This window comes from Thermoflexibacter ruber, from assembly GCF_900113045.1.
GTDB lineage: Bacteria > Bacteroidota > Bacteroidia > Cytophagales > Thermoflexibacteraceae > Thermoflexibacter > Thermoflexibacter ruber.
Genome location: NZ_FONY01000013.1, coordinates 91,764 through 106,420, shown reverse-complemented (window position 1 = coordinate 106,420; position 14,657 = coordinate 91,764). Strand labels below are relative to the sequence as shown.

Below are 14,657 nucleotides of genomic sequence, written 5' to 3'. Positions count from 1 at the left end.
TGTCATTGGCTTCGTTCCACTTCGCCTATTCCAACAAAATCATGCTTCGCTTTTTTATTTTTATTTTTTGCTCATATAGAATAGTCAGAAAACATCAATAGAAACTAAAAGGAAATAACTAAGCGGAAGCCCAAGCTGCGGTTGCGATTCGAAGGCGTGTTGAAGAAACGAAACGCTACACGACAATTCACAGGATAGTAGAACCAGCTACCGCCACGAAGGACGCGGTAAGAGCCTATATTTTTATTTACAGGATTTTTTGCGCCGCGCGTTTTTTCATAAAAATCCTTGTCATAAGCGTCTTCGCACCACTCCCATACATTACCACTAAGGTCGTAGATACCCAATTGATTGTGCTTTTTCGTTCCCACAGGTTTTGTGCCAAAACTTCTACTATTGAGTGCTTCTGGAGTACATACATTGTCAAAGAACCAAGCAAAATCGTCTAATTCTTTCTCCGTGTTACAACCTGCATATTTGTAATTATCTTTCCAATATATGCCTCCTTTGGCGGTGTATTCCCACTCTGCTTCGGTAGGCAGTCGCACTGTTTTTCCTGTCTTTTAGCTTAACCATTGGCAGTAGGCTTGGGCATCATGCCAAGAAATATGGATAACGGGGTGCCAGTCATCAGTCTGTTTTTTTCCAAAAACATCACACTCCCAATTTGTATTTTCGCCAATTCTGCTTATCCATTGATTTTCTACTAAAACACTAATATAACTTCCTTTGGTTTCTATATATTCGTCTGTCCACATGCCATCTCTAAATATCCTAATAGGTGTACCTTTTTCTGCGTCAGTTTGGTAGCCTGTCGCTTGGATAAAAGCCCTAAAATCACCTACGGTAACAGGGTACTTGCCAATGGAAAAGGAGTCTACACTGACTTCATGCACAGGTTGTTCATCAGTGCAGTACCACTCAACTCCATCTCTGCCAATAAATTCGTTGATTTCGTCTTGCCCCATTTCAAAAGTGCCACCTTCTACTTTTACCGCAAGCAAAAGTGGGCGCAGTATGCCTAAGCAATTAAAAGTGTAGTCTTTGCCTTCAAAGATTTTGCTTAGTTCGGGGCTTTGCGATACAGGCGTATCATGCAGGTAGAGTGCTTTGAGAGTACGAATTTCTATGATTGTTTTTAAGAAAGCTATCTCGCTGACGTTTAGCCCATTCAAATCTATTTCAGTAAGCTGGGTAAAGACTTCTTTGCAGTAAGCATTGTTGGTTTGGGCAAAGGCAAGCATTTCGCCCAAACCCTGCCAGCGGTCAGCGACCCTGTCGGTCGTTAAAGTTCGGATAGTTTTTTTATCCTTTTGGAAAAACAGCTTTTCAAAGGCATACTCTAAGGCAAACTGCTTGGTGTAGAGGCTTTTCGTAATTACTACGGTCTGACTATCGTCTGACCCGCTTACCCACTCTTTAAATACTTGATAATCTGCAAAAACATAGTGCTTTTGCTCATCTTCATTGCAAAGCGAGTAAAGATAGCCTACTATCTCGTACCAGTATTTTTTTGCTTTGAAGTCTTGGAATCGGTCTTTGTATTTGATGAGGAGGGCGCGGATAGCTAAGTTAGGAATAAGCAACAAAAGCTCATATAACTCCTTATCAAAATCCCACTCGTGTTGTTCAAAAAATGAATGACTTTTTTTCTTGTGCTGTCTGTCTTTTCTGTCAGGATTTCTTGGTAGAGTTGTACGGTATCAGCATTGCTGGGCTTTTCTACAAAGCCTTCTTCCCTGATACTGCTGTCGAGTAGGTTCAGCACAAGGAAGTAGTCATAAAAGGCTTTGTGGGCAAAGCTGTACTTGTCATCTTTTTCGTTGCGTGTAAAAAAGGAACGACTTAGTGCATCTTTTTTTATTTGGCTCAGGGTTTTGAGTTCATCCGCCTGCCAACCATCCTGCCCTTTTTCGTAGAGGTTTTTAGCTAACCATTGGGCATCTTGTTTGAGCCGGTTTTCAGTTTTGCTAAGTCCCTCTTGGGTAATCTCATTTTGGTTTAGCACCTTGCTTTCTCTTTCTGCCCACTCTTTTACGATTTGGGCATAGATTTGGGCAAGAAAATAAAAGGGTTTTTCCGTAGTGAAAAGAAAGTCTAAATAGGTCAAAATCAAAGGTCTATAAAACAAACTTTCCTCTTTCCCCTTTACGATGGCAAGGGCTTTTGCCTGTTTTGCTTTGTCTGGAAATTGGGCAGCAATGAAACTTTCAATGCTTTTTTTATTCATTTTTCCTATCTCTACTCGCAGGAAAGTCATCTTTGCTATTTGCGTAGGGACTTGGGCATCTCTCTCAAAAAGCTGGATACGCGCAGAAATAAATACTTTTTTGAAGTTTTGCAAACCTAAAATAAGTTCTCGGAAGCGGGCAGTATAGTCTTGGGTGCGAGCCTTATAGTCTTCATCAAAGGCATCTATAAAAATAATGGTTTCTTGTTCTTTCCCTCTGCTTTGCTCCTTTACTTGCGCTATTCTCTGGTCGGTGTCTGAACCGCAATAGACAAAAGCCAAGTGGTAAGCAGGATATTTTTTAGCCAATTCTACAAAGACCTTTTGGAAAACCAATGTTTTACCCATGCCCGATTCTGCCACAAGCAGGCACACTTTGGGGCTTACCTCTGCCAGCTTTTTCCACAGTCTAAGCAAATCTGGGCGATTTTCTTGCTTAAAGTGATTTCTTAGTGGGGTATATTTATTAAGCAAGTCACCGAACTTACTTGGGAGCAAAGGAATATACTTGCTTATTTTTTCTTTTACATCTTCTCTGGAACCGACTCCATGAAAAAAGGAAAATAGGCTTTCGTAATACGTTTTCTTGCTATCCAAAAAAGGCATGATTCTTAGCCAGAAACCCACAAATGCCGATTTCTTAGGTGTTACTACTACACGGACAGTTTCAGGCGTAGGAATAGGCTCGCCTGTTTCCTCTTTCGTATCGTCCTGTTTTTCGGAAGAGGAAGTTACTTTTTTTGAGTATCTGCAAAAGATTTGAGGCGTTTAGGAAAATCAAAATCATATTTTCCAAAATTAAATTCTTGGCGTAGTCTGTTAAAAATTCCTTTATCATAAACATAAGATGATGATTCTATTTCCTTAAAAAATTTATCATAATCTCCTGTATCAACTATGATTTTTAAATGCTCTTTAAATTCTTCTAAATTCATATCATCGATTTTGGGTTGATTATCTAATGTTTGTAGCTTATTTTTATCTGTATTTGGCTTATCTTCATTGCCAATATAATGGTGGTAATGTACTTCTTGCTTTTCAATAGTAATGGTGGTATGCCCATGAATATTAAACTCCGAGTTATTCGCATTACCAATATTGTAAATCTTTTCAGCACGCTGCACGTTGGTTTCAGTAGTTTGGCTTGCTTCTTTGAGCAAACTATCAAGTTTTTCACTGAGTGTTTTTAATTGCTCTCCTATGACCTGCCCAGAGGGGTTTTGTTTTTGCAAATCTTCCATCATACTCATTTGCTCTTGGGAGAGCATTAGCAAATGCTCTACATTTTCAGCAGTCTGCACTGCGTATAGATAGGTGTCTTTTTGCCAAATCAAAGCGGCAAAAACAGGCTCTTTTTTGAGTTTTTCTCTCAAAAATTGATGAAAGTGCAATAAATCTTCTTCTGCATAGTGCGTTTGGGTAGGCTTAAAGTTTTTGATGAGTTGTTGTAATTTTTCATCAGAAAACTCATTGTCAGAAAGAAATAATTGGTAAAAAAACTCTTTTTCATAATCACTTTGTTTGAAAATGAGTTCTAAAAATCCAATAAAGCCAGTATACGTAAATTCTTTTGTGCTATCACTTTTTGCTTTTTCCTTCGCAAATTCCTCTACTGCTTTTTTGAACACCATTGCAAAAATGTGTTCTATGCCTCTCCTTTCAGTGAGTTTGTCTTTTGCAAAGTTAAGTGTGGGTTTTAGCAAAGGGCTTGCTATTTTCCCTCCATAGTTTTTGATAGTATTTAATGCCCAAGCACTGCTAAATAGTTCCATAAGTTGATTAGTTAAAAGTAGAGTTATTGGCATTGTCAATATTATAAATTTTCTCAGCAATTTGGGTGATATCGGGTTTATTTTTTTGCATTTCTTCTTTCTCAGACACTTGGAAAGTGTCTGTTATTTTTTCCAGCTTCCAATTTTTAGCTTCCTCTTTGGCATACATCTCCCAAGGCATTTTGTTGGGCAGTGCCTCTCTCAAGCCCTTGCGGTACAAGCCACGCAGGTGAGTTGTCCCATTTTTCATGCTTATTTCGTCTTTTGCCTCCTGCCAAGCCCTTTCTAAGTCCATTTCCTGCCCTATACCTTTGTAGAAGCGAACCGCCAAGTCAGTCGCTACCTCATCATTGACCTCGCTTACTGTGCCTATCACTACAGGAATCCCCGCTTGGGAAAGTTCTTTGGCTTGCTGTTCGGTAGTGCAACCATTAAAAAAGACCAATTGCAAACCTTTTTGTTTGGAAAGGAAGGCGACTAAGCCTTCGCCGTGAGCAGTTTGATTTACACCTGTCAGGTCTTTAAGACCTGACAGGTGTAGGAAACCTGACAGGTGTAGTGAGGATTCCAAAAGCAACTGATAGCCGTCTGCGTGTCCGCCAAAATGGAAAATCGCAATCCTATCCCTATAGCGGCTATCTTGGAATACGTCTATGATTTGCTCTATGCTTGCATTAGACCGCTCTACTATTTCGCAAAGTCCTTGTTTTTCAGCTTCTTGGAGTGCTTTTCGGATTCCATTGTGTTCCGCAGGAATATTTCTTAAATACCTCGCGTTGTTCACTTTGTCATTGGCAAAGGCAAGGAAAATGACGGGTAGAGGCATAGTTTTCCATATTTTAAGGTTTTCTTAGATTGATTTCAAGAGAAGTATTTGCAATTTTAATTATATAAAACATGATAATCAATTATATATTATTTTTTTAATAAAAAAAGTAAAGCCAAAGTACTTTTACTTTGGCTTTGTCTTAATCAAGAGAGTGAAATTATAGCAATATCAATAACCCGGATTTTGCGTCATATTAGGGTTATTTGTTGTTTCACGAAAAGGAATAGGCCACAAGGCAGCATTAGGGTTAGTTAAACCTAAAACTGCTTGCAATCTTCCTGTGCGCTTTAAATCAAACCAACGATGACCTTCTAAAGCGAGTTCTAAACGCCTTTCACGCTCTACGGCTAAGCGCATTTCATCTTGAGAAATAGAAGCAGATAGCTCAGCTAACCCCGCTCTTCTTCTAATTTGGTTGATAAGTGGTAATGCTTCAGCAGTTCTATTCAGTTCTACCAAAGCTTCTGCATAGTTTAGTAATACTTCTGCATAACGCAAAACAATCACATTATCGTCACCATTAGCAATGCGGAAATATTTGATACCCAAGCCTGTAAGGATAGTTCTACCATCAATTACTGTACCTGCTTGGGCTATGGTAGCTGCTCTTCTTGCATCATTTGCCTCGTAAGCAGTTGGCAAAGTAGAGCCAGCACCAGTAGGACGTACTTCATTTCTTCCTCCAAGGGAAGTAGGCCAATTAAAAAATGCCATAGAGTTCCCATCTACACTATTGAAATCAATTTCAAAGATTGATTCGGGCGAGGCATTTTTAGTTTCAAAGAGCGAACGATAGTTAGAAACCAAATTAAATCGATTACTTTTTACTACTTGGTCTGCGGAAGCAATTGCACCTTGATAATTCTTCTGGTATAAGTAAACTCTTGATTTTAGTGCAGTTGCTGCCCATTTAGTAGCACGATTAGCTTGCACATCAGGTAGGTTCTGCTCGGCAAAATTCAAGTCTTCTATAACTTGAGCATACACTTCTGCTTCTGAGTTACGCCTTACATTTAATACAGCAGGGTCAGGGCTTCTTGTTGGCTGTAAAATGATAGGCACACCTCCCCAAATCCTTACTAAATCGAAATAGAATAAAGCCCTTAAAAAGCGTGCTTCTGCTACAGCCCTATTGGCATTAAAAGCAGGGTCTTGAATTTTAGGGGCAGCATCTATAACGTTATTGGCACGATTAATACCCTCATAAATAATTGACCACATATTTGTAATTTCAACATTATCAGTCAAAATGGCACGGTTTTTAATCTGAGCAAAACTTGGGAAAGTACCCACGTGAGCTAAATTATCTGCTGCCATATCACCAAATATAGGTAGGCGAATGCCATAATAGTTACCACTTTGTAAGGCGTCATAAATACCAAGAATAGCAGCCTCTACGCCAAATCTATTATTTAGAGCAACTTTATCGTCCAGCGATGCCTGAGGGGCTTGATCTAAAACTTCTTTTTGACAACTTGCCAAAAAAATTAGCAAAAGTCCTAAAAAGTATAACAATTTATTTTTCATATTAAAATATTTTAAAAATCATTTAGAAATTTTAAATAAGTAATTGATTTACAATTAGTAAAAATCATGAAATTAAGCTATAAATCACTAACTGATTATAAACCCAAGTTCACACCTATCGTCATAGTACGTGCTTGTGGAAAAGTTAAGAAGTCCGTCCCTAAGGAGATATTAGAACCACTAAAAGTATTTACTTCTGGGTCTAAACCTGAGTATTTGGTAAAAGTAAGTAAGTTCTGAGCTGCTACATACAGACGTGCATTACGGAATACTTTAGTTTTTTCAATTAAAGACTTAGGTAGAGTATAGCCTAATACAACATTTTTCAAACGCAAGTAAGAGCCATCTTCTATCCAATGGTCGGAGTTTCTTCGGTTATTATTGGGGTCTCCCCAAACAGCTCTTGGCATATTGGTATTAGTATTGTTAGGTGTCCAACGATTTAGGATGCCCGAGGTTTGCCCAAAGATACTGTTCATGCCTTCTGAAAATACCCGCGTATGATTCCAAATACTGTTTCCGTACATGAATTGGAAAAAGAACATTAAGTCAAAACCTTTGTAAGAAAGATTGTTTGTAATTCCACCAAAGAACTTAGGCTGTGCATTTCCTAAAATTTCTTGGTCATCCGTTGTAATTCTGCCGTCTCCATTAATATCTTTAAATTTAAAGTCGCCGGGACGAGTTAACGCTGCTTGATAAACCGCACCTGCTCCAAATTTATTTCTTGCTTCTGCATTTAACTGGTCTATTTCCTCTTGGGTTTGGAAGATTTTTTCTACTCTGAAGCCCCTGAAAGCACCCAAAGGTTCGCCTACGGCTACCCAGTTTGCAAAGCCAGCAGCAAAAGGTTGATTATTGAATAGGGCAGTAATTTTATTTCTGATAAAAGATATATTGAAGTTAGTAGTCCACTTAAAGGAAGATGTATTGACATTAGTAGTGTTTAAGGCAATTTCAAGTCCTTTATTCTCTACACTACCTATGTTTTCAGTAATACTTCCGAAGCCAGAAGTAAGCGGTAACTGACGATTCAGGAGCAGAGCATTGGTATTTCTAATGAAATAATCTACTGAGAAGCTGAATCTATCACTTAGAAAACCAACATCTAAACCTGCATTAATATTTTCTCCTTTTTCCCAAGTAAGATTGGGGTTAGCTAATTGGGAAGGAGCAATACCTCCTCTTTGCAAGTAGTTGTTTCCTGAGCCATACAAGCCTAAATACGAGAAGTTACCAAACTCTTGATTACCAGTAACTCCGTAAGTTGCTCTTAATTTCAAGTCGCTCAAAAACTCTATACCTTTCATAAAGTTTTCCTCAGAGATTCTCCAGCCCGCAGATACAGAAGGGAAAGTGCCCCAGCGGTTAGCTTCCGAGAATCTTGAAGAACCATCATAGCGAATACTTGCACTGAATAAATACTTGCCAGCAAAATCATAGTTCACGCGTGCCAAATAAGAGGCAATTCCCCAAGAAGTACCAGAAGATGAAGCATCTGTTTTCACTGCACCCGCAGATAATCTCTTGATATCATTACCAGGAAATACTCGCGCTACTGTCAAAATAGACTCGTAGTTAGACTCTTGGTAAGTAGCCCCTATCAGTGCATTAAAATTATGTTTCTCTCCAAATTTTTTGGTAAAGTTTAAGGTGTTTTCTGTGAGCCAGCTAATATCTTGCGTAGAAACCTCTCTGCCTTCACCATTTACACCTGCACCTTGGTTAGTGGTAGTAGGTAAGAAGAAACGTTCGCGGAAATCCATAGCATCTGTTCCCCAAGAAGTCTTGAAGGTTAAGCCTTTAATAATTTCATATTCTAAATAGGCGTTACCTATTAATCTATGTGTAATTACTTTAATTAAAGGCTCAGTTGCTACGGCTACGGGGTTATCTACTGAGGCATTAGGGTCTCTGCCATAGGTACCGTCAGGATTTCTAACAGGAATATGCGTGCCTAAAAGTATAGCTGCTGAGACAACGCCATAAATGTTGTTATCGTTTTGGATTCTGTTCTGAGCAGAACGAGTAATACCCAAACTCATTCCCACTTTTACTTTCTTGCTAATGCTATGGTCTAAGTTGATACGTGTATTAAAACGATTAAAACCAGAACCTAACACTATGCCTTGTTGGTCAAAATAAGTACCTGAGATACGAAACTTAGTATTTTCTGTCCCCCCAGACACGCTCAAATCATATTGAGAGATGGGGGCGGTACGGAAAATTTCACTAAACCAGTCGGCAGTTGGATAGCTACTTGGAGCATTATCCAAACCCACTAAGCCCAACTGACTGGGTACTACATTAGCCCCGAATCTGTTTCTTACCCCTTCTTGTAAGGCTTCTACATACTGAGGTCCAGTAGCCAATCCTACTTTTTTCCATACTTGTTGTACACCTGTATAAAAGCCAAAATCTATATTTGTTTTACCTTGCTTACCTCTCTTAGTAGTAATCAAGACTACGCCATTAGAAGCACGAGAGCCATAGATAGCTGCAGATGCTCCGTCTTTCAAGATTTCAAAAGACTCAATGTCTGAAGGGTTCAAGTCTGCTAAGGCATTTGTTTGCTGATTTCCCACACCAAAGCGAGCGTAGCTACCCGTGTTGATGGGTACACCATCTACTACATACAAAGGCTCGTTGCTGCCTGTGATAGAGCCAGATCCACGTACGCGCACTGCAATACCGCCCCCAGGAGTTCCAGAGTTTTGCGTAACCATCACCCCCGCAGCTCTACCTTGCAATGCTTGGTCAACCCCAAGTAGAGGTAGGTTAGCGATTTCTTCACTCCTTACAGAGGCTACAGAGCCAGTGAGCTCCTTCTTGTTTTGTGTTCCGTAGCCGACTACAACAACTTCTGTAAGAAGCTTTTGGTCTGTCTGCATAGAAATATCAATGGTGCTTCTATTCCCAATTTGCACTTCTTGGTTCAAGAAACCCACAAAACTGAAAATTAATGCCTGAGCATTAGAAGGTACTTGTAACTTGTATGTACCATCAGTACTTGTGGCTGTACCAACCGTAGTACCTTTGACTACTACGTTCACTCCCGGGAGTGGATTACCGTCTTCCGATGAAGTTACCTTCCCAGAGATAACGCGGTCTTGTGCTTGTGCAATATTGGTGAATGCAATTGCTGTAAGAAGCACTAAACCATAAAGTAAGAGTCGTTTCATGTTTTAAGATTTAGGTTAAACAATTAAATAATAAAAATTAATACTTAGTTAAAATAAAAAACAAATTAACTTATTAATGATTAGGTAGGTTGTTGATATGAATGTTAATTGAGGTTTGCAAATAAAACTAATATTTTTAATAAATGATTAAGAAATTTTGTTAAAAATTCATACTAAAAAAGCAAACACCTGATAATGAGATACTAAAATATTTAATTTTACCTTAAATGATAAACAAAAGAGGAATTAACACAAAGTTAATTCCTCTTTATTTATAAAACTATGGTAAAATCCTCTATAATCTTACCAGCCCGGATTCTGCTGTTTTGCCAAAGTCGGATTATTCACTATTTCTTCCGAAGGTATAGGCCAAAGGAAGCGGAAATCCGCATAAGGAATGGCAGGTTGCATAGGGAAAGTAGTTGCAGGATTATTGGTATATAGCGGTGCGAAGTTAGAAATACCACGATTGGCTTTAGCTGGGATACCGCCTACATCAAAGTTAGGGTCTTTGGAAAGCCTGTGAATATCACCCCATCTTAACCCTTCGCCTATAAACTCAATCCTTCTTTCTTGGAGGATAGCACGAACTAAGTCCGTTGATGTAGCAAAACTGCTCACGGTAAATTGGTCGGCTGTATTAGTTACCGCTCTATTTCTCACTGCATTGAGTAAAGCTACCGCTTTAGGGTCGACTCCAGAACTATTGCGGGCAAGTGCTTCTGCTAAGTTGAGTAATACCTCAGCATACCTGAAAATAGGAGAATTATCAGTACGAGTAACTGCATCAGCATATTTTCTTGTAAACTTCCCCCCTCTACCGGGTGCAGTTACGGGGTCGTCTTGTACCATAGTGGCAGATTTTCTCAAATCACTTGCTAACCACCATGATTGATTCCACAAAATAGGACTAATACAGATAATACCCCTCGCCCCAGAAGCAGAAGAGCCGTACATGGTTGGCAAAGCACCATTTACGCCCCCATTGTCCACGTCATTGTTTTCAATAGAAAAGATAGATTCAGAGTTGTTTTTATTTCCTGCTCCAAAAGGTCCCATAGGAGAAGCAGTAAGCGAATGACTACCTATTGGACTTGAAAAAGGTGCAGTGGCTTGAGGGGCAAGTTTATTTCCTTCGGTAATGACATCTTGCCATCTTCCTTGGTGCAATCTAACACGAGTTTTAGCTGCAATGGCTGCCGCTCTCGTAGCTCTTGTAATTCTATTAGTTGCACGAGTTGCAGGAAGGTTTGTCTCCGCAAAATTAAGGTCTTCTATGATTTTATCATAGCACTCAGCTACTGTATTTCTGCCTTGTGCAATCGCTTCATCTACCGATGCTCCTCCAACAACACCCACAGAAGAAGTGCGGTAGGGGACTCCACCATTTGGAGCGGTAGGATTATCTGAAAAGGGTCTTGACCAGTGAATCAAAAGAAAATGATGACCAATAGCACGCAAGAAACGACATTCTGCTTCATATTCATTCAATTTTTCTTGTGTAAGCACTGCCGAAGGTCTTGTTTTTTTAATCCCCTCAATCACAATATTGGCTCTGTTAATCATAGCATACAAAGTTTGCCATAAAAAGCCATTATTAGGAGAAGTAGGGTCATAAGTATTTTCGTAAGTAATCGCATAAAATAACTGAGTACTTATCATATCCTCGCCTCTCATGTCGCCCTGCTGATGGACTGCTGCACCAAAAGGATAACCTCTTACTGCTCCACCTAAATAAAATCCAGACTGTCCTCCATCATACACGCCTGCTACAGCAAGTTCTATACGCTCAGGAGTTTCAAAAGCGGTAGTTTCTGAAAGTGCAGTTTGCGGTTGTAAGTCATTTACTTCGCAAGAGGCAAGCAATATTACCAATATCGCCGCCAAATAGTATTTTATATTTTTCATAGTATTATAAGCCTATATTGATTCCAAAGGTTGTAAATCTGATTTGAGGATTAGTATTTTCATCTGTACCAAAGGTACTGTTCCCTGTGCTACTTGATAGCTCTGGGTCAAGTCCTGTGTATTTAGTAAATGTAAAGGCATTCTGTACCTGAACAAAAACGCGCAAACTTCTCACGGGGAATGCACCTTTATCAAGTAAAGAAGAAGGCAAGTTGTAACTCAAAACAATATTTTGGATTCTAAGGAAGTCGCCTTTTTCTAAAAATCTGGTAGTAGTTGCCCCTGTCAAGTTGGCTTGGGCAGTTCTATTAATCACTAACCTTGGCACATCGGTAACATCACCTTCTTTTTGCCAGCGATTGAGTATTTCTCTACCACTATTATTAAAGTCATAGTTGAGCAAGGTGCCTTGTCTGGTCAAGTTTAAGATTTTGTTACCGCCAGAGTAACGCAAAAATACTTCTAACTCAAAACCTTTGTAATTAAAAGTATTGGTCAAGCCACCAAACCAAGTAGGGTTAGAATTCCCTAATATTTTTCTATCACCTCCGTCTGCTACATCTGCAAAGTTCAACGCCGCACCTTGTGTGTTACTTTCATTCTTAGGATTAGCAGGGTCATAGAAAGAGTAAGTCCCTGTAGTTACGTTTCGCTGAACTATTCTACCTTCACCTTTGACAAACAATGGATTTCCATTGGCAGGATTTACTCCTGCAGTTTCAAAGCCATAGAAAGAACCTATTGGGAAACCTACTCTCGTAACATGGTAAGTGAATAGTAAGTCTTGGTCTTTACCGTCCAAACCTTTATTTAAACCTTGAATTTGGTTATTTATGGCAGAGAAGTTAGCATCTATATTCCATTTGAAACCATTTTTGTTCATGACCTCCGCAGTAGCGTGGAACTCCCATCCTTTATTGAGCAAAGATCCGATGTTTTTGCTAATAGAGTTACCCGGAATACCTATGGAACTTGGCGTAGGGGCATCGAGAATCAAACCATCTACATTGTTTTGGAAGTAATCTACGCTCAAAGTCAATCTATTATTCAAAAAACCTAATTCTACCCCAAAGTCTATTTTTTTACTTGTTTCCCACTTCAGGTCAGGATTCCCTGCTTGTGAGAAAGCTATACCATTTTGGGAAGCGTACTGCGCTGCACCAAATACGCCTACATAAGGGAAAGAACCAATATCCACATTACCTACTTCTGCATAGCTACCTCTTAGCTTTACTTCGTTCATAATTTTTGCCAAAGAGGAATTTTTATAAAAATCTTCCTCAGAAACTCTATAGCCAAGTGAACCACCTAAGAAATTACCTCTACGATTTGCTGGAGGCAAGGAAGAAATACCGTCATTTCTTACGCTAAATCCCGCCAAATACTTGGCTTTGTAGCCATAGTTTGCTCTGAAAAAGTAAGAGTCAAATCCTGTCGGCACGTTTGTTCCGCTTGAGGTCTGTGTAGAGTAAGTCCCTGTAATCAAGCCGTTCTGGATAAAGAAACGGTCTGAGAAGTTTTGTCCGCCCGCAGTGAAGGAACTAACATCAGTTTTTTGGTATTCTAAACCTGCGGTCAAGCCCAAATTATGGTCACCCAAAGACTTGTTATAAGTCAATAAATTTTGCCAATTCCAACGGATTACGTCTCTTTGAGTCATATTTACTACCCCATTTGAGCCACGACCATCTCCGTGACGAGGGTCTAAAGATGAAAAACTCCTTGTAGCAGAGTAGTCAATCGCATATTGTGTTTTCAAGCGTAGCCCATCCAAAATATTTACTTGGAAGTAGGAGTTAGACAAAATACGATTGGTTTGTGCTTGGAACTTATTGTTATCTAATACAAACCTAATGTTAGTATAATTATTATCAATGTTACGTGTATTTGCCCCGTTGCCTAATACTTGATTGTCTGGAGAGATATTGTAGCCTGTTGGATGATTAGGATTAAAAACAGGCACATTGGGGAAAAGCCTCAAGCCACCTGTGATATTGCCAGAGAGTGCATTCGTTCCCGTATTCAGACCGTCATTATTGTTGCGTGTAAGAGAAAGAGAAGTACCTGCCTCTATCCACTTATTGATTTGGTGGTCTATATTTCCCCTAAAAGTCAATCTTTTTTGAGCATTAGACACTGTAGAACCTAATTGGTCGGTGTAACCCAAAGAGAAAAAGTAAGTAGTTTTGTCGCTACCACCACTAAAATTAATGCCGTAGTTCTGTACAGTACCTGTGCGAAGGATTTGACTTTGCCAGTCTGTTTCTGCACCATTAGGGTCTGGGAACGCTTGTGGAGCAAGTCCTAAACCCGCCAATTTTTCATTGGCTATGGTGATAAACTCTTGTGCATTTAACAAATCAAAGCGATTGATAGGCTGTGCTACACCATAGTAAGCATCTAAATTTACCCTTGCGCCAGAGTTTCTTTTGCCTCGCTTAGTAGTTATCAAGATAACTCCATTTGCCGCTCTTGAACCAAAAATAGCTGTTGCTGCACCGTCCTTCAATATTTCAAAAGACTCTATATCTGCAGGGTTAATATCCCCAATAGGGTTAGTAGGCGTGGCACCACTTTGGTTGCCTGTAATCATAGGAACGTTGTCTATTACCACCAAAGGAAAAGTTCCTGAAGAAACAGAGTTTGTCCCACGAATCAAAATACGAGGGGCTTGCCCCAAAATACCGCTTGGTGTAGTAACCTGTACGCCTGCGGCACGTCCTGCTAACTGTTGGTCAAAGCTTGGTGTAGCAAGATTAGCAATAGTAGAACCTTCAATTCTGGTAATGGCAGAGGTCAAAGTCTTACGACTCTGCTCTCCATAACCTACTACAACTACCTCAGAAAGTAGTTTTTGGTCAGTTTGCAATACTACATCTATCGTGCTTCTGTTGCCGATTTGCACTTCTTGGTTAAGAAAACCTACAAAACTGAAAATCAATGCTTGTGCATTAGAAGGAACTTGAAGTTTATAAGTTCCATCAGAACCTGTTGCTGTACCTGTGGAAGTACCCTTCACGATGACATTTACTCCCGGAAGCGGATTGCCGTCTTCTGCTGAGGTTACTTTCCCCGAGATGGTTCGGTCTTGTGCTTGTGCAAGCGAGGTGAATGCAAACACCACTAAAAGCACAAAGCCATAGTGTAATAGTCGTTTCATTTTTTAAGATTTAAGATTTAAAAAAATTGAAAATAAGAAATAAAAAAAT

8 protein-coding genes and 1 pseudogene are annotated in these 14,657 nt (G+C 39.5%); 1 reads left to right on the top strand and 8 read right to left on the bottom strand.

Going from position 1 to position 14,657, the window contains the following annotated elements:
- Positions 1-104: 104 nt before the first annotated feature.
- Together BM141_RS23550 and BM141_RS08860 are read right to left on the bottom strand one after the other, a co-directional pair.
- A pseudogene (locus BM141_RS23550) lies at positions 105-1,244 on the bottom strand (formylglycine-generating enzyme family protein).
- Positions 1,245-1,567: 323 nt separating this feature from the next.
- Positions 1,568-2,836 carry an NACHT domain-containing protein gene (locus BM141_RS08860; RefSeq protein ID WP_091544103.1) on the bottom strand — a complete coding sequence of 423 codons (1,269 nt, stop codon included), beginning with the start codon at positions 2,834-2,836 and terminating at the stop codon, positions 1,568-1,570.
- On the opposite strand from BM141_RS08860, the gene BM141_RS22870 reads away from it, so the two are divergent.
- Complete coding sequence (locus tag BM141_RS22870) at positions 2,835-2,993, top strand: hypothetical protein (RefSeq protein ID WP_177217310.1); 159 nt, start codon at positions 2,835-2,837, stop codon at positions 2,991-2,993. The genes BM141_RS08860 and BM141_RS22870 overlap by 2 nt on opposite strands.
- Here BM141_RS22870 and BM141_RS08855 read toward each other — a convergent pair.
- From BM141_RS08855 to BM141_RS08830, 6 genes are all read right to left on the bottom strand, one after another.
- Entirely contained in the window at positions 2,962-4,002 is a 1,041-nt protein-coding gene (locus BM141_RS08855) for a hypothetical protein (RefSeq protein ID WP_091544100.1), read from the bottom strand. The two genes, BM141_RS22870 and BM141_RS08855, sit on opposite strands and share 32 nt — an antisense overlap.
- 7 nt (positions 4,003-4,009) lie before the next feature.
- Complete coding sequence (locus BM141_RS08850; protein ID WP_091544097.1) at positions 4,010-4,828, bottom strand: CHAT domain-containing protein; 819 nt, start codon at positions 4,826-4,828, stop codon at positions 4,010-4,012.
- A gap of 171 nt (positions 4,829-4,999) precedes the next feature.
- Positions 5,000-6,358 carry a RagB/SusD family nutrient uptake outer membrane protein gene (locus BM141_RS08845; RefSeq protein ID WP_091544094.1) on the bottom strand — a complete coding sequence of 453 codons (1,359 nt, stop codon included), beginning with the start codon at positions 6,356-6,358 and terminating at the stop codon, positions 5,000-5,002.
- A gap of 95 nt (positions 6,359-6,453) precedes the next feature.
- Complete coding sequence (locus BM141_RS08840; protein ID WP_091544092.1) at positions 6,454-9,540, bottom strand: SusC/RagA family TonB-linked outer membrane protein; 3,087 nt, start codon at positions 9,538-9,540, stop codon at positions 6,454-6,456.
- A 303-nt stretch (positions 9,541-9,843) separates the two neighbouring features.
- Positions 9,844-11,448, bottom strand: a complete 1,605-nt coding sequence (locus BM141_RS08835; RefSeq protein ID WP_245764024.1) for a RagB/SusD family nutrient uptake outer membrane protein — start codon at positions 11,446-11,448, stop codon at positions 9,844-9,846.
- A 4-nt stretch (positions 11,449-11,452) separates the two neighbouring features.
- Positions 11,453-14,608: a SusC/RagA family TonB-linked outer membrane protein gene (locus tag BM141_RS08830; protein WP_091544089.1), complete on the bottom strand. Its 3,156-nt coding sequence runs from the start codon at positions 14,606-14,608 to the stop codon at positions 11,453-11,455.
- Positions 14,609-14,657: the final 49 nt, after the last annotated feature.